This window comes from Streptomyces sp. NBC_01384 (genome assembly GCF_045040035.1).
Lineage (GTDB): Bacteria > Actinomycetota > Actinomycetes > Streptomycetales > Streptomycetaceae > Streptomyces.
In genome coordinates, this window is record NZ_CP109559.1 from 4,287,293 (window position 1) to 4,303,857 (window position 16,565).

Here is a 16,565-nt window from a genome sequence, read left to right on the forward strand (position 1 = left end):
CTGAAGCATGGCCATGCGCAACCGCGTGCACCTAATTTGGAGATCACATCCCAATGCCCGCCAGGCGCGGGCTTGGACGAGCTTCAGGAGAGAATGTGCACTCGATCAAGAAGAGATTGAAAGTAGGCGGAGTTATCGCGTTTGCGGGGGCCGCCGTCATGACCCTGCTCGGGCCGGTGACAAATGCTTCCGCTGGCGAACTTCCCTGCGGCGACCACACCGACTACCTGAAGATCAAAGCTCGCAGTGTCGCGTCTGATTCGTGGTATGGCACACGCTGTTTTGCGGGCCCGCACACGTACGGAAGGGTGGAGGGGTGGCTCGACGAAATCTACACGGGCAACAACGTCGCCTGGATTGATGACGTCAATGGCACAGTTACCGATTTTGCGAAGTGGACCTGGACCGTATTCCCGAACCGGCCACCGGACATTCACGGCGTGGGCATTTACTGAAATAAGATCCACTAGGGCGGCAGCTCCGGCTGCGCGCGGTTGACCTGGCCGCCGGTGCGTAAAGCCAAGCGACCACGGCGGCTCCCTCGCCCGGCGTTTGCTGGAGACTTCGCTGGCTGTGAGCCCCCTGGCGGGGCCGCAGCCAGCCGAGGTCTGTTTCCGCACCAGGGACCAGAAAGCCGGCCCCGAAGCGCCGTAGAGGTTTACCCGCCGTCAACTCGGGCCGCGAGCTGGGCGTCGTGGCCGTCTGTTAGCAGATGCGAGCCCGGTCACGTTGTTGCCCTTCCCGAAGAGGTACTTCCCGCATGGCATTCACCAGGGTCCCGCTCGCCGCACGGCGAGGAGCAAGACGCTTTGCCGGTGTGGCGGCGACGATTGTTGTCTCCGGCCTGCTCGCCACCGCCTGTTCCTCGAACCTCGCAGGCAGTGCGGCGGGCGCGCCGCCGGTCATCACAGCCTCGCCGACAGCGCCTGCCAGTGGGTACGACGGGCTGACACGGCTCCCGCTATCTGCCTACAACACTTCCGAGCAAGACGACGACCTGCTGTTCAGGACGCGAAAGGCCTTGGTGGTCCGCTGTATGAAGAGCAGAGGGAATAAGACCTACTCGGGCCAGAACATGATCCGCGTCGCCGCGAAGAGCAGTGAGGGGAACGAAGCGGTCCGCCCGGTCGGCGCCTGGGGTTACATCGGCCGCGCAACAGCCAAGAGCAGGGGCTTTCACACGGCGGTTGCACTTCCGGGCGGCGCGGGAGGTGGATCCGGGTATTCGCAGAAGGACTTCAAAGCTTGCTCTGCCGAGGCGGACAAGCAACTACCGGGTCTGGCAAACACCGACGGCTGGAAGCTCGTCCGGACCCTTTTCGATCAGTCATTCCAGCAGACGGGTACGGACCAGCGAGTGGTCACCGCCCGCAAGCGCTGGTCCGCATGCATGACGGCAGCGGGACATCCCGCCCAGGATCCCGAGGAACTGGCCGCAGGGCCCTGGGACACAGACCGGCCGACTGCCAATGAGATCGCCGCGGCCACGGCCGCCGAATCCTGCACCGGCTCCTCGCGTCTGGCCGCGGTCTACTTCGCCGTACTCACCGGGTACCAGCGGCAACTGATTTCCGCCAACTCCACTGCCCTGACCGCCTACCAGAAGCAGGTCGCCGAAAGCACCAGCCGGGCAGCGCGCCTCCTCGCGGGCTCTTCCGGGAGTTGATGCGGTGGTTCATGATGTCAGGCACGGCGAGTCCCTGCGCGAGCCGTTCCGACGTCACTGGACCGTCGTGCACGGCGAAGAGATGCAGAACTGCCGGCCGCCGTACGACAGCAGGGCGGTTGACCACTCTCGGGCGTCTCCTGGCGAAGACCGCCCGAGAACGCCCGTCGGAGAGCTACTCGGCAGTCGCCTTGCGGTAGGCGGAGGGCCGGACGGTCACGTCCGCTGGAGTGGTGTATCGACGGCCACTCGGTGATCTCGTTTTGAGGTTATGCGGTGAGTTCGGTAGGCAGGTCGGTCTCGTCGGTTTCTGACTCGATCGGGTGGATCCGGGTCTTGGCCAGCAGGTCCAGCCCCATGTAGCGGCGGGCCTCGGTCCACTCGTCGTTCTGCTCGGCCAGCACCGCGCCGACCAGGCGGATCAGGGCGGTGCGGTCGGGAAAGATGCCGACCACGTCGGTGCGGCGGCGGATCTCCTTGTTCAACCTCTCCTGCGGATTGTTCGACCAGATCTGCCGCCAGATCTCACGCGGGAAGCCGGTGAACGCCAGCAGGTCGTGCTGTGCGGCATCCAAGTGGGTCGCAGCTTTGGGGAACTTGGCCTCCAGAGCGTCCAGGACGTGCCGCATCTGGGATTGGACCGCGTCGGCATCGGGCTGTTCGAAAACGGTCCGCAGCAGCGTGGCCACCCAGGGCTGGGCGGATTTCGGGACCTGGCTCAGCAGATTTCGGGCGTAATGCGTGCGGCAGCGCTGCCAGGAAGCGCCGGGCAGGACGGCGCCGATCGCGTTCACCAGGCCGGTGTGGGCGTCGGAGACGACGAGCTGGACGCCGGAGAGGCCGCGGGCGGTCAGGGAGCGCAGGAAGGCGAGCCAGCCGGCGCCGTCCTCGGCCGTGGCGACGTCGATGCCGAGGATCTCGCGGTGGCCGTCGGCGTTGACGCCGACCGCGACCAGGGCGTGGACGTTGATGATGCGGCCGCCCTCGCGGACCTTCTGGGTCAGTGCGTCGACCCAGACGAACGCGTAAGGGCCCTGGTCCAGGGGCCGGTTACGGAACGCGGTGACCTGCTCGTCGAGGTGCTTGGCCATTGCGCTGACCTGGGATTTCGACAGCTGGGTGACGCCGAGGGACTCGGCGAGTTTCTCGACCCGGCGGGTGGAGACACCGAGCAGGTAGGCGGTCGCGACCACCGAGATGAGGGCCTGTTCGGCCCGGCGGCGCCGTTCGAGGAGCCAGTGCGGGAAGTAACTGCCCTGCCTCAGCTTGGGAACGGCGAGTTCCACGGTCCCTGCGCGGGTGTCCCACTCGCGCGGGCGGTAGCCGTTGCGGTGGTTGACGCGCTCGTCGCTGACCTGCCCGTATTCGGCGCCGCAGAGGGCATCGGCCTCCGCGGACATGAGTGCGTCGGCGAACGTCTTGACCATCGCGCGCAACACGTCGGGACTCGCCGCGGCAAGGTTGTCCTCCGCGAGAACGTGCAGGGGCAGACTGTTTGGTGCGGTCATCGTGCTGATCTCCTTCGAGGCTTCGACACTTCGAAGATCAGCCGGTGGCCGTTCGTCTATGCGGGCACCATCCCGATGCCGGAGCAAACCCCCGGATCAGGTCGAACCCGTACACCACTTCCCTGGACGCAACCGGCCGGACACCGACCTGGCGCAGGAATGCCGATGACAAGGCGCTGGACCCGGCGAAGCCGCACCGCTGGGTGATCTGCTCAAGGGTGAGGTTGGTCTCCGCCAGCAGTCGCTGGGCTGACTCGATACGAAGCCGGGTGAGATATCGATATGGTGTTACGCCAGTGGCATCCCGGAAGACACGGACGAAGTGGTACACGCTGAGATGCACTTCGGCCGCGATCTCGGCGAGGGTGAGCGGTTCTGCCAGGCGATCCTGCATGATGCTAATGGCGTTGCGCACTGCGGCGTGCTCATGTCCGGGCATGCGAGGAATCCGGCCCCTGGACATGAGATGTGCTGCGAGGAACGCCGCGGCTGACTCGGCGTACAGGTCCCCCGCGTCCCGGTTGGCCGGCAAGGACCGGACGATGTGTTCGACGACCGGGTCACCCGCGCTCAGTTCGGCGGACAACTCCTCGAAGTCGGCAGCGGGCTTCTTCAGCCCGTGCGCGGCCTGCTCGATATCAGTCCGTCGTACATGCACCTGGATGGTGGACATGATCGACGTCGCTGTGTAGCTCCGTACTGTCGACTGGCCGGGCACCCTGAGCTCGAGTCGGCCGGGCCTCCAACGACGCCTGGTCGATGTCCCTTTGGAGCTGACCCGCATCATCGCTTCTCCCTCAGTGCACAGCACGAGATGCAGGTCGGACGTTCCAGGCAGCAGGAAGTCCTCGACTTGGCGGACATGCACAAAACTCTGCACCAGCAGCGATCGCCAACCCGCGTCGCGCCAACTGCAGTAACCACGTTGTACGAACTGATCTTCATCAATGTCGGCATACGGTGCCAGATCGAACGCGAGGGACGCGAACACGTGAAATCCTCTTGATGTCGGCGGAGGACGCTCGCTGACGTCCACAGCGCGGTGTCGCCGTAGAACAGTCGGCGGTCCCGAAGGAGCATCGTGATCTGCCCCGGGGACACGATCAGAACTGTCGTTCACCTGGGGCCTGTCTTTCGGAGCAGGCCGGCCCGGGCCGATGGCACCTCACGGCCGGCCTTGGTGATCGCGGCAGCAGGACGCGGTCGACACGCACGGCCCGTCCGCCACCTCGCGAGTGGCGGACGGGCTGTCGCCGGTAGGGACTGAGTGCGTCGGCGCAGCAAGGTCGGTACGGCCGTTCTGCGCCTTTAGGGCCCGGACGCGACGGCGGAGGGCACCGGGTCCGGGGCGGTGGAGGGCACTGGATGCGGGACGGTGGAGGTAGGGGCGACGGTGGGGGTGGAATGAGCCTCGGAGGCGGCAGTCTCCGGACCGCCGGTGTCAGGACCAGGCGATCTCGCCATGGCGGTCGATGAAGCGTCCGGTGCCGGCACCGGGCCCCTCGGTGGCGAGGGCGACGATCGCGTCCGTGCCCTCGGTGACGGTCTGGGAGCCGCTGTGACCGTTTATGTCGGTCGCGGTGTAGCCGGGGTCGGCGGCGTTGACGCGAATGCCCTTGAGCCCCTTGGCGTACTGCGTGGTCAACATCGTCAGCGCCGCCTTCGAGGAGGCGTACAGCGGCACGGCGACCTGCGACTCGGACCGGCCGGGGTCGTGGGTGAAGGCGAGGGAGCCCATGCCGCTGCTGACGTTGATGATCACGGGGTCGTCCGAACGGCGCAGCAGCGGCAGGAACGCGGTGGTGGTGCGGACCACGCCGATGACGTTGACGTCGAGGACGGCGCGGGCGTCGGCGGCGGTGAGGTCGCCGGGATCACCGAAGGGACCCTGGACCCCCGCGTTGTTGATCAGGACATCGATCCTGCCCTCGTGCTCGGCGACGTCCGCGGCGGCGGCGGCCACGGACGCGTCGTCGGTCACGTCGACGGGGACGAAGCGTGCGCCCAGCGCGGCGGCTGCCTCCTCACCCCGCTCACGGTCGCGGGCTCCCAGGAGAACGGTGTGACCGCACGCGATAAGGCGGCGGGCGGTCTCGCGGCCGATGCCCTTGTTGGCTCCGGTGATGAAAGTGATCGTCATGCCTTCGATGGTTGCCTGGACGAGGGAGCCGGACCAGGGACGCTTCGACGGTGGGAAGACCAGTACCACCCTCGCGCCCCCGCATGTGATCGGGGACGCGGGAGGATGAAGAGCATGACGACGACACCCCCCGGAGCTGGACTGGGCGCGATGATCCGCACGTGGCGGAACCGGCTGCCCCCGTCAGCCGCTGGGCTGCCGGTCGTCCGCAAGCGCCGGGCTGTCGGGCTGCGGCGCGAGGAACTGGCCGACCTGGCCGGAGTGTCGGTCGACTACGTCGTGCGCCTGGAGCAGGGGCGGGCCACGACACCCTCGGCGTCGGTGGTGGCATCCCTGGCGCGCGCTCTCCAACTGTCCACCGCCGAGCGGGACCACCTCTACCGGCTGGCCCAGATCGTGCCGCCGGCGGACGGCACGATCTGCGACCACCTCCCGCCCGGTATGCAACGAGTGCTCGTCCGCCTCGGAGACGTACCGGTTGCCGTGTTCGCGGCGGACTGGCAACTGGTGTGGTGGAACCACGGGTGGGCCGCCCTGCTGGGAGACCCCTTGGCCTCGCCGCCGCGGATGCGCAACTTCGCCCGCGACAGGTTCCCGGTGGGCGCCGATCACACCCCCCTCGCGCTGTGGCCGGTCACCGAGACGGACCCCGACACCGCCGACGCCGCCCTCGTCTCCGATCTGCGCCGCGCCACCGGCCGCTTCCCCCGGGACAGTCGCCTGGCCGCGCTGGTCCGCGACCTGAACGCAGGCAACGCGAGGTTCGCCGAGCTGTGGGCGACGGGAGAGGTGACCGCGAACCGCGAGGTCCGCAAGACGGTCGATCACCCCTCGGTGGGCCCGGTCACGGTGGACTGCGATGTCCTGACCGACGGCGACACGGAGCTCAAGATTGTCATCATGACCGCCGCGCCGGGCAGTGAGGACGAGACCAAACTCCAGCTCACCACCGTCGTCGGCCCACCGGCCGGCACGCGCAACTGATCCGCCCCGCCCATCGGCCGACCGACGGCTCACGGTCCCCGGCGAGATCGCCTGGTCCTGACACCGGCGGTCCGGAGACTGCCGCCTCCGACCAGCGTGAGAACCTGGGGCGACCGTCACGCCAGCCCTTTGACCTGCGTCTTCAAGTTGGCGGAGGCTCAAGGGGTCTGGGGAGATCCCGGCGGAGACGGTGCGGGTGACTCGGGCCGCGTTCCCGAAGGGGAGCCTGGCGATCCGGGTGCGGGACGAGTTGGGCTCGTTGTTCAAAGATGAGGAGTTCGCGGACCTGTTCCCGGCGCGGGGCAGGCCGGCCTGGTCACCGGGCGGGCTGGCGCTGGTGTCGGTGTTGCAGTTCGTGGAGGGGCTGACCGACCGGCAGGCCGCTGAAGCAGTGCGGGCCAGGATCGACTTCAAGTACGCGCTCGGGCTGGAACTGGACGATCCGGGCTTCGACTTCTCGGTGCTGTCGGAGTTCCGTGACCGGCTGGCTGGGGCGGACGCCGGGCGGCGGGTGCTGGACGGCGTCCTGGTCGCGGCCCGTGACAAGCGGCTGCTCAAGAGCGCGGGCCGGGCCCGGACGGACTCCACGCATGTGCTGTCGGCAGCGCGCGAACTGTGCTGGCTGGAGGGAGCAGGGAGAGCCTCTCTCAGACGACCTTTCCGCCTGCGGCCGACGCCATGACCACGCTCCGGGCGAATTGCCCCGCGTGACCATCGCAGGCATAGAAGCGGCGGCCGTCATCGGGGCCGGCGCCGGGCTCGAACCACATCACGGCGGCATGCCGGCAGGAGTGGTGGTCATCCAGGGCGCGGCCTGTTCGCGATAGCTGTGTCCGACTGGGGCCAGTTCGGCGCTGCGGGTGAGGCTGAACATCGTCACCATGACCATGTCCGAGGGCCGGGCGGTAGCCGGTGCGCGGCCACAGATGCATCAGACCGGTATCGCCGGCGTCGGTGGCGGCCTTGCGCAGCGGACCGGCGAGGTGGTGGAGGGCTGGGTAGCCGAGCGGGGCGAGGGCGCCGCAGGTGTCGGTGAAGTGGTTGCGCGGAGCGCGGGCGGCCCCGCCCAGGGCATCACCGCCGTCCACGCGTGGACGTTCACCGGCTGGACCCACGAAGGCTGCAGATTTTTTTCGCGGATCGCGACAACCCCGGGTGGGGCCGCACGTCTGGTGGGGTGAAAGGCGGTTTCCGGGACGGGATTTTCAGCCCCGGCGCTGCCCGACCTTCAGCGTTGTCTCTACTCTTTGGAGTCGTTTCCTATGCGGCACATCCGCGCCAAGAAGTCGAACCGTTCCCTGCGCACCTGGGTGTTGGGGTCGACTGCCGGCCTCGCCCTGGTGGTGGGCGGCGGCATCGCCGCTCAGGCGGCCAGCTCCGGCCACGCGCACCCGGCCAAGTCGGGCACGTCGGCCACGGCCGACCCGAAGCCCGTGCCCTCCACCCCGGGCAAGCAGACCTCCGCCGACACCGACCCGACTCCGGTCCCGGGTGACGCGAACGGCAAGCCCTACCCGTCTGCCGTGCCCTCCACCCCGGGCAAGCAGACCTCCACCGACACCGACCCGACTCCGGTCCCGGGTGACGCGAACGGCAAGCCCTACCCGTCTGCCGTGCCCTCCACCCCGGGCAAGCAGACCTCCACCGACACCGACCCGACTCCGGTCCCGGGTGACGCGAACGGCAAGCCCTACCCGGGCAACACCGGCCGCTGAGCCGCCGACCCTACGCGTGGGGGGGCCGGACCGGAGCCGGCCCCGCCGTACCCCTGATCTGAACGAGGACGATGCAGCTCACCCTTGCCCCGCCCTGGTGGGCCCGGCTACTGCGCCGCGCCCGGACCACCCCGTCTCCGGCGTCGGGCGCGCCGCACCCCGGCCGACGATTCCGGCACCTGCGTTCGGTGGCCGACCGGGACGGCGAGGAAGATTCCCCCACACTCGCCGATCTGTACCGGACCCGGCGGCTCGACATGGTCCGGCTGGCGGCCTTCCTGGTGGACGACCTGCACACCGCCGAGGACGTCGTCCAGGATGCCTTCGCCGCCGTCTGCCGTCGGCACGGCGAACGGCTGGACGACCTCCAGGACGCGCACGCCTACCTCCACACCGCGGTGGTCAACGCCGCCCGCTCGGTGCTGCGTCGGCGGCGCACAGCGCGCGCGTACACCCCGCCGTACGAGGGCCCGGGGGCGCCGGTCGACGAGCTGCTGCTGCTTGCCGAGGAGCACCGGCAGGTCTTCGACGCGCTGGCACAGCTCACCGAACGCCAGCGCGAGGTACTCGTCCTGCGTTACTGGTCCGACCTGACCGAGGCGCAGATCGCCGAGACCCTCGGCGTGTCACGTGGCACCGTCAAGTCGACCGCGAGCCGCGCGCTCGCCACTCTGGAAAAGCTTTTGGAGGTGGACCGATGAGTAATCGGGCGCCGCTCGAGGAACGGCTGCGTGCCGCGCTCGAAGCGCGCGGGCGGCTCATCAGCGCCCACGACCTGTCACCGGCCCGCCCGCCCACCGGAAGCACCTGGGGCACACGCCGGATCCGGCGAGTGCTGTCCATTGCCGTCGCCGCCACCGCGGCGGCCGCAGCCGCCGTCGTCCTCCTGCTGTCCTCCCACACCCCGGACCACCCCCGCCCGGCACCGCCCGCACAACATTCCACCCCCACCGTCGCCCCTACCTCCACCGTCCCGCATCCAGTGCCCTCCACCGCCCCGGACCCGGTGCCCTCCGCCGTCGCGTCCGGGCCCAGGGCCCGGTAGCAAGTAGCGAACGAACGGCCTGACGTCCCGGATACGCCCAGGATGTCAGGCCTCTTCCTCGTCGTCCTCAGCGGCGTCGGGGTCGCGGAAGGGGCGCAGGCCCTGGCCGGGGCCGCTGGCCTCGATGTTGAACAGGTAGCGGCCCAGGGCACGTTGCGCCCCCGACGGATGACCACACCCAGTCTTCCCGCAAGCACCACGGCCGCCATCCGCTCGGTCAGTCCAGCCCGCTTTCCAGGAACGACCGGCTCGCCGATCACCTCCTGCTCGTTCCGGCCACGGCGGAGGCGAACCGCTTCTGGTCCGCAACAGCCAGGCCGCTCAGGCCGCTGCGGACCGGCACCGAAAAGACTCTCGTCCAGGCGCTTTGTAGGAACCTGACAGCATCTCAGCCCGCTCCACACGCACCCCGGCCACCGCCGCTGCACGCCCGCTGCACAAATGGCCACCGCTCGGCCACCAGAGGCCCCTGAATGCTGCCCCGAGAAGGGGCCAAGGACAGCCCAGAGACCGCAGAAAAGGAAAAACCCCAGGTCACGGCGAGTGAGTCCTGGGGTTTCTCGGAGCCGCCTTCGGGATTCGAACCCGAGACCTACGCATTACGAGTGCGTTGCTCTGGCCATCTGAGCTAAGGCGGCGCGCTGTCCGCACTATGGTGCGATCAGCAACGTCGGTAAGTCTACACAGTTTCCGGGGGTGCTCCGTACACGCCCCGGGAGGACCGGTTCCGGGGCGTGCGGGAGGGCTATGAGCAGCGCTTTCCCTTGGCTGGAGGGGTGCCCTGGAGGAGGTAGCGGTCGATCGTGGAGTCGATGCAGACGCTGCCGCGGCCGTACGCGGTGTGGCCGTCGCCGGCGTAGGTGAGGAGCGTCCCGGAGGAGAGCTGGGAGGCGAGGGACCGGGCCCAGGCGTAGGGGGTGGCCGGGTCCCGGGTGGTGCCGACCACGAGGATCGGGGCGGCGCCCTTCGCCTCGATGCGGTGGGGTTCACCGGTGGGCTTCACGGGCCAGTACGCGCAGTTCAGGGAGGCCCAGGCCAGGCCGTCACCGAAGACGGGGGACGCCTTCTCGAAGGCGGGGAGGGCCTCTTCCACCTGGTCGGGGGTGGAGAAGGCGGCCGGGAGGTCCAGGCAGTTCACGGCCGCGTTGGCGAACATCAGGTTGGCGTACTTACCGTCGGCGTCGCGCTCGTAGTAGCTGTCGGAGAGGGCGAGCAGGCCCGCGCCGTCCTTGTCCTTCATCGCCGAGGTGAGCGCTCCGCGCAGCTGCGGCCAGGCCGCCTCGTCGTACATCGCCGCGATCACGCCCGTCGTCGCGAGCGCCTCGCCGAGCCTGCGGCCGTTCGCGTCGCCCGTCGGGATCGGCTTCGCGTCGAGTTGCCTGAAGAAGGCGCTGAGGTTTTTGCCCACCTGATCGGGGCTCGTGCCCGGGCCACCCAGCGGGCAGTCGCTCTGGCGCACGCAGTCCTTCGCGAAGGACTGGAACGCCGTCTCGAAGCCCGCCGTCTGGTCCTCGTTGAGCTTGCGGGCGTTCAGGGACGGGTCCATCGCGCCGTCCAGGACCATGCGGCCCACCCGGTCCGGGAACAGGCCCGCGTATGTCGCCCCGAGGAACGTCCCGTACGACGCCCCCACATAGTTCAACTTCTGGTCGCCCAGCACCGCGCGCAGGATGTCCATGTCACGGGCCGCCTCGACCGTGGAGACATGCCGGAGCAGTTCGGGCGAGCGCCGGCTGCAGCCTTCGGCGAACTTCTTGTACGCGTCGACCAGTTCACCCGTCTCCTTCTTGTCGTCGGGGGTGATGTCCGTCTCCGTGTACGTATCCATCTGGCGGCCGGTGAGGCACTCGACCGGCTCGCTGCGGGCGACCCCGCGCGGGTCGACCGCGACCATGTCGTAGCGGGCACGGACCTCCGCCGGGTAACCGATCCCCGCGTACGCCTGCAGGTAGCCGACCGCCGAGCCGCCCGGGCCGCCCGGGTTGACCAGCAGCGAGCCGATCCGCTCGCCCGGGCCCGTCGCCTTCTTGCGGGCGACAGCCAGCTTGACGTCACCCGAGGCCGGCTTGCTGTAGTCGAGCGGCGCCTTCATCGTGGCGCACTCGAAGCCGGCGGCGCCGCAACTGCGCCAGGTCAGCTTCTGCTCGTAGTACGGCGCCAGCGCGGACGGCGTGGCTTGGGGCAGCGCGGCCAGCACCGCGTCCGCCGGCGCCGTGGTCGTCGTGGTCGAACTCCCCGCGGAGCAGGCGGAGACGAGCAGCGCGGTGGCGGCCAGCAACACGCCGCCGCCCGTACGAGCCGCATGGATCGCACGCACCGCACGCACCGCGCGAACCGCACGAACCGCACGAACAGCACGGAGGGGTCCGATCGTGCGGAGGGATCGCATCGCGCGGAAGGGTCGAATCGGGCTGCGGGACCGGGGCGGCCGAGGGGTGCGGCCGGAGTACCTGGAGTACATCTCGCGAGCGTAACCCTGCGCGATGCAATGATCACCAACAGTCGCGGATGTGCCTCGTACGAGTGATGCCGTCAACCCGCTCACCCCATCGCGCCGCTGGTCAGCCAACCCGTTGCGGGGGTCGCACCTGCCACCTCCGGTCACACCGATCACCTCCGGTCGGACCGACTGCCTCCGGTCAACCCGACCCACTCCGGTCAGGGCGACCACCTCTGGTCAACACCGATCACGCTCGGCCCCACCAGCCACGCCTGTGGCGTCAGCCGAGTGGCGTCAGCCGGGCCCGTGACACGGATCACGGACAAAGTTCCGCGCGCTCAGCCGGCTCGCAGCGCCATTGTCATCGCCTCCACCGCGAGCAGCGGGGCCACATTGCGGTCGAGAGCCTCCCGGCACGCGGCGATCGCGTCGATCCGGCGCAGGGTCGCCTCCGGCGAGCTGCCACGGGCCAGTCGCTCGAGTACATCCTCGGCCTCCGTGTTGGCGAGGGCCACACGGGAGCCGAGCTGAAGGGCCAGGACATCGCGGTAGAAGCCGGTGAGGTCGATGAGGGCCAGGTCCAGGCTGTCGCGCTGCGTACGCGTTCTCCGGCGCTTCTGCCGGTCCTCCAGCTCTTTCATGACACCGGCGGTGCCGCGCGGCATGCGGCCGCCCTGGGCCGCGCCGAGGGCGGCCTTCAGGTCCTCGGTCTCCTTCACGTCGACTTCCTCGGCGAGCTGTTTGGCGTCCTCCGCAGCCGTGTCGATCAGCTCCTGGGCCGCCTTGAGACAGCCCCCGATGTCGTCGACCCTCAGCGGGAGCTTGAGGACGGCGGCCCGGCGCTCACGGGTGCGCGGGTCGGTGGCCAGGCGGCGGGCCCGCCCGATGTGGCCCTGCGTCGCGCGGGCGGCGGCAGCGGCGACTCCGGGCTCGATGCCGTCACGGCGTACGAGGATGTCCGCGACGGCGTCCACCGGCGGGGTACGCAGGGTGAGCAGGCGGCAGCGGGAGCGGATGGTGGGCAGGACGTCCTCGATGGAGGGCGCGCAGAGCAGCCAGACCGTGCGGGGAGCGGGCTCTTCCACTGCCTTCAGCAGTACGTTGCCCGCGCCCTCGGTGAGGCGGTCCGCGTCCTCGAGGACGATGACCTGCCAGCGGCCGCCGGCGGGCGACATCTGGGCGCGACGGACCAGGTCGCGGGTCTCCTTCACGCCGATGGAGAGCAGGTCGGTACGGACGATCTGTACGTCGGCGTGCGTCCCGATCAAGCTGGTGTGGCAGCCGTCGCAGAAGCTGCAGCCGGGGACTCCGCCCAGCGCGCGGTCGGGGCTCACGCACTGCAGCGCCGCCGCGAAGGCCCGCGCCGCGGTGGAACGGCCCGAGCCGGGCGGGCCGGTGAACAGCCAGGCGTGCGTCATCTTGGACGCCTCGGGGCGCGGGGTGCCGGCGGCGACCGCCGTGACGAGGGCATCGGCGTCCCGAGCGGCGGCGGCGAGCTGCTCGCTCACCTTGTCCTGGCCCACCAGGTCGTCCCATACGGGCATGGTTCACCGCCCTTTCGTCGCACTTTGCCTTGCCGCGTCCATTGTGCGGGTCGCCACTGACAACGAGTCCCCGGACCAGTCCCGAACCACTCCCGATCCCGGGCCGGACGACTCCCGATCCCGGGCCCGGGCCGGGCTTGTGGTGACCGCCCCGTCTCAGCGGCGGCGACCGCCCCGTCCCTCGCGCCCGTCGTCCGGTTCGTCGTCCTCCCGCGGGCCCAGCAGTTCGTCCGCCAGGGTCGGGAGGTCGTCGAGCGGGGTCTCCTCCGCCCAGTCGGAGCGGGGCCGACGGCGCGGCGCGCCCTCGGCGTCGACCTGGGGCAACTCGCGCGTACGGTCGCCGGACCTGTCGGGCGCCGGCGCCGGCCGCTCGTCCCGGAAGAAGCCCGGGGGCACCCGATCCGCGGGACCACCCGCACCACCCGCACCCGTGACAGCGCCCGCACCCCCGTCCCGTACCGGAGGAAGCACCGCGGTCTCGTCGGCCGCGCCCGGCACCACCGGTGGCAGCACCGCCGTCTCGTCCGCGGCGCCCAGCACCAACGGTGGCAGCACCGCCGTCTCGTCCGCCGCCCCCTCGGGCGCGGGCGGCTGCGGCAGCTTGGCCGTCTCCTCGGAGTCGGGCCGTGAACCATCGCGGCTGTCGGCGGACCGCACCGCCCGCAACACCGTCGTCTCGTCCACCGGCCCGCCCGACACGTTCGGGGACGTCACGACCGGCGTGGGAACCGTCGTCTCGTTGTCGGCCACGAAACCCACCGCCGCCGACTCCCCGGAAGTCGCAGCAGCGGAAGACGGAGCCGAAGCCGAAGCCGCTGCAGTGGCCGCTGCTGCGGCCGCAGCCGCCGTCTCCGCCGCGGCCCGCCGCGCCTCCTCGGCCCGCAGCAACGCCTCCTCGGCCTTGCGCTGCTTCTCCAGGCGGCGCTCCTCCGCCTCGGCCCGCAGCCGTGCCTGCTCCTCGGCCAGCTTGTGCAGCCGGTCCTGCTCGGCGGCCCGGGCCTGCTCCTCGGCCAGCAGCCGCGCCCGCTCCTCCTCGGCCCGGCGGCGGGCCTCCTCGGCACGCTGCCTGGCCTCCTCCGCCTGGCGCTCGGCCTCGCGCCGCTGGGCCTCCTCCAGCTCGCGCTGCTTGCGCTCCTCTTCCTCCGCGCGGAGCCGGGCGAGCTGTTCCTGGCGCTCGCGCTCCAGCCGCTCTTCCTCGGCCTTGCGGGTGGCCTCTTCCTCGGCCTTGCGCCGGGCCTCTTCCTCGGCCGCCTTGCGGGCCTCTTCCTGTGCCTTCACCTCGGCCTCGGAGAGGGGCAGCATCACGTCGAGCCGGTGCCGGATGACCGTGGTGACCGCCTCGGGCTCCTGGGCGGCGTCGACGACCAGGTAGCGCCCCGGGTCGGCCGCGGCCAGCGTCAGGAAACCGGACCGCACGCGCGTGTGGAACTCGACGGGCTCCGACTCCAGCCGGTCCGGCGCCTCCGTGAACCGCTCGCGCGCCGCCTCGGGGGAGACGTCCAGGAGCACGGTCAGGTGCGGCACCAGCCCGTTCGTCGCCCATCGGTTGATACGGGCGATCTCGGTCGGGGACAGGTCCCGTCCTGCGCCCTGGTAGGCCACCGACGAGTCGATGTACCGGTCCGAGATGACGACGGCACCCCGCTCCAGCGCGGGCCGCACCACGGTGTCCACGTGCTCCGCGCGGTCTGCCGCGTAGAGCAGCGCCTCCGCACGGTGCGACAGGCCCGCCGAGGACACGTCCAGCAGGATCGACCGCAGCCGCTTGCCGACCGGCGTGGCGCCCGGCTCGCGGGTCACCACGACCTCGTGGCCCTTCGCGCGGATCCACTCCGCGAGCGCCTCCGCCTGCGTCGACTTCCCGGCGCCGTCTCCGCCCTCCAGGGCGATGAAGAACCCGTTGTCGGTGGGAGTCTGCACCGGGTCGTCGCCGCGCAGCGCGTCCAGCAGGTCATGCCGCAGCGGCACCCCGGAGCGGTCGTCGACCTTGGAGAGCACCAGGGCCGCGACCGGCAGCAGCAGCGCGCCCACCAGCATCAGCGTGAAGGCGGCGCCCCCGTGCGCGAACACGAACTTGCCGTTCTCGAGCCGGTGCGGGCCGACCGCCGCGGCCACCACAGGCGCCAGCAGGGCGCCGAGCGCCACCGAGACCCGTACGACCGCGTGCAGGTGTTCGGTCGTACGCGCCCGCCGGTACTCCTCGGTCTCCTGGTCGAGCAGCGCGTGCCCGGTGTTCGCGGCGACACCCGCGCCGATGCCCGCGAAGGCGACGATCAACAGCACCGTGGTGACGTCCGGGACGAGCCCGGCGATGAGCAGCGCGATCCCGGTGAAGGCGATCGCCAGCGAGAGCAGCCGGCGCCGCGACAGCGACGGCAGCACCGAAGGGGCCGTACGGATGCCGACGACGACACCCCCGGTCAGTGCCAGCACCAGCAGGCCGTACGTCACCGGTCCGCCGCCCACGTCCTTGGCCTGCAGCACGGAGACGGCGACGGCGGCCGCGATCGCGGCCGCGACGGCCGCGCAGGCGAGCACCAGGAGCGGAATCGCGCCGGTACGGCCCTTGTCGACGCCCGTGCCGGTCCTGGGGCGGCGCAGGCCCTCCAGGGGCGAGCGCGCGCGGGGGGTGCGTGTGTCGGGCAGTTCGAGGAGCGTCAGCACCGAGAGCGAGGCGGCGAACAACCCGGCGGCGACGTACGAGGCGAGCGCCCCCTGGTGCTGGTCGAACCAGGTGATCCCGGCACCCAGCAGGTTGTTGACGAGCGACACCACGACGAGTGCGGCGGCCGCGATCGGAACCGCCGCGAAGGCCGTACGCAGCGACAGGCGCCGCAGCGCGTCCAGGTGGTCCGGCAGCGGGCGCACCGTGGCGCCCTCCAGCGGCGGCGCGGGCAACAGCGCGGGCGCCGCGCTCTCCCGGCTCACCGTCCAGAAACGCTCGGCGACCCCGGTCACGAAGACGATGACGAGGAGGGCGGCGAGGGCGTTGTCCGGGGTCCAGCCGATCCACAGGGGCGCGAGGAGCATGAGCACGGCGCGCAGTCCGTCGGCTCCGACCATGGTCCAGCGCCGGTCAAGGGGCCCTTCCTGGGACGCCAGGGACGTGAGCGGCCCGAGGAGTACGGCTCCGAAGAGCAGCGTGGCGAGAACGCGTACCCCGAAGACCGCCGCCACGGCGAGGGCGACCCCGCGGTCGCCACCGCCGAAGGAACCCTCGGCGACCGCCGCCTGAAGGACGAGGATGACCAGCACGAGCAGAGCCAGGGCGTCACCGACACCCCCCACGAGGTGGGCGCTCCACAGCCGTTTCAGCTGGGGTCGGCGCAGCAGCGCACGGACGGCGCGCTCGCGGGAATCCGCGACCAGGGCGTCGTCGGTGGCCGGGGTGTGGGCCGTTGGCTGCTCGGCTCGCGTCATCCTGCAAGCCTATCCGGCCGTACTGACTGCCCGAAGGGGTGGCCGAACATGTGGACGCCCCCACACCGAAAGGTGTAGAGGCGTCCACATGTGGCAGGGCCTG

Annotated in this window: 13 protein-coding genes, 1 tRNA gene and 1 pseudogene; 8 read left to right on the forward strand and 7 right to left on the reverse strand. The window is 70.5% G+C overall.

The features are described 5' to 3' along the window. Positions 1-95 precede the first annotated feature (95 nt). The gene (locus OG747_RS19470) at positions 96-455 is read left to right on the forward strand and encodes a hypothetical protein (protein WP_405880603.1); all 360 of its coding nucleotides are present in this window, start codon (positions 96-98) and stop codon (positions 453-455) included. A 305-nt stretch (positions 456-760) separates the two neighbouring features. After that, the gene (locus tag OG747_RS19475) at positions 761-1,666 is read left to right on the forward strand and encodes a hypothetical protein (RefSeq protein ID WP_405880604.1); all 906 of its coding nucleotides are present in this window, start codon (positions 761-763) and stop codon (positions 1,664-1,666) included. A 269-nt stretch (positions 1,667-1,935) separates the two neighbouring features. Here the strand turns inward: OG747_RS19475 and OG747_RS19480 are convergent, their stop codons facing one another. From OG747_RS19480 to OG747_RS19490, 3 genes are all read right to left on the reverse strand, one after another. Then, positions 1,936-3,174 carry an IS256 family transposase gene (locus OG747_RS19480; RefSeq protein WP_405880605.1) on the reverse strand — a complete coding sequence of 413 codons (1,239 nt, stop codon included), beginning with the start codon at positions 3,172-3,174 and terminating at the stop codon, positions 1,936-1,938. 37 nt (positions 3,175-3,211) lie between these two features. Continuing rightward, complete coding sequence (locus OG747_RS19485) at positions 3,212-4,165, reverse strand: helix-turn-helix domain-containing protein (RefSeq protein WP_405880606.1); 954 nt, start codon at positions 4,163-4,165, stop codon at positions 3,212-3,214. A 450-nt stretch (positions 4,166-4,615) separates the two neighbouring features. Continuing rightward, entirely contained in the window at positions 4,616-5,314 is a 699-nt protein-coding gene (locus tag OG747_RS19490) for an SDR family NAD(P)-dependent oxidoreductase (protein ID WP_405880607.1), read from the reverse strand. 105 nt (positions 5,315-5,419) lie between these two features. Here OG747_RS19490 and OG747_RS19495 point away from each other — a divergent pair, with 105 nt between their 5' ends. The 6 genes and pseudogenes from OG747_RS19495 to OG747_RS19520 all read left to right on the forward strand — a co-directional run bounded on the left by OG747_RS19495 (position 5,420) and on the right by OG747_RS19520 (position 9,058). Beyond that, positions 5,420-6,298 (forward strand): helix-turn-helix transcriptional regulator, encoded by an 879-nt coding sequence (locus OG747_RS19495; RefSeq protein WP_405880608.1) that lies wholly within the window; start codon positions 5,420-5,422, stop codon positions 6,296-6,298. Positions 6,299-6,473: 175 nt separating this feature from the next. Beyond that, positions 6,474-6,926 (forward strand): annotated as a pseudogene (locus OG747_RS19500) (transposase); the annotation flags it as partial. Between the two features lie 253 nt (positions 6,927-7,179). After that, a complete protein-coding gene (locus tag OG747_RS19505) occupies positions 7,180-7,479 on the forward strand; it encodes a hypothetical protein (protein WP_365157394.1) in 300 nt (99 codons plus the stop codon). 81 nt (positions 7,480-7,560) lie between these two features. Beyond that, positions 7,561-8,013 carry a hypothetical protein gene (locus OG747_RS19510; protein ID WP_405880609.1) on the forward strand — a complete coding sequence of 151 codons (453 nt, stop codon included), beginning with the start codon at positions 7,561-7,563 and terminating at the stop codon, positions 8,011-8,013. 71 nt (positions 8,014-8,084) lie between these two features. Continuing rightward, complete coding sequence (locus OG747_RS19515; RefSeq protein ID WP_365157397.1) at positions 8,085-8,714, forward strand: SigE family RNA polymerase sigma factor; 630 nt, start codon at positions 8,085-8,087, stop codon at positions 8,712-8,714. Next, positions 8,711-9,058 (forward strand): hypothetical protein, encoded by a 348-nt coding sequence (locus tag OG747_RS19520; RefSeq protein WP_405880610.1) that lies wholly within the window; start codon positions 8,711-8,713, stop codon positions 9,056-9,058. Before OG747_RS19515 ends, OG747_RS19520 begins: the two co-directional genes overlap by 4 nt. Before the next feature lie 564 nt (positions 9,059-9,622). Here the strand turns inward: OG747_RS19520 and OG747_RS19525 are convergent. The 4 genes from OG747_RS19525 to tmk form a co-directional block, all read right to left on the reverse strand. Next, positions 9,623-9,696, reverse strand: a tRNA-Thr gene (locus OG747_RS19525). A 107-nt stretch (positions 9,697-9,803) separates the two neighbouring features. Beyond that, on the reverse strand, positions 9,804-11,447 hold the full coding sequence (locus tag OG747_RS19530) for an alpha/beta hydrolase (protein WP_405880611.1): 1,644 nt from the start codon (positions 11,445-11,447) through the stop codon (positions 9,804-9,806). Positions 11,448-11,836: 389 nt separating this feature from the next. Further along, the gene (locus OG747_RS19535; RefSeq protein ID WP_405880612.1) at positions 11,837-13,042 is read right to left on the reverse strand and encodes a DNA polymerase III subunit delta'; all 1,206 of its coding nucleotides are present in this window, start codon (positions 13,040-13,042) and stop codon (positions 11,837-11,839) included. Positions 13,043-13,198: 156 nt separating this feature from the next. After that, positions 13,199-16,462: a dTMP kinase gene (tmk, locus tag OG747_RS19540; RefSeq protein ID WP_405880613.1), complete on the reverse strand. Its 3,264-nt coding sequence runs from the start codon at positions 16,460-16,462 to the stop codon at positions 13,199-13,201. Positions 16,463-16,565 lie beyond the last annotated feature (103 nt).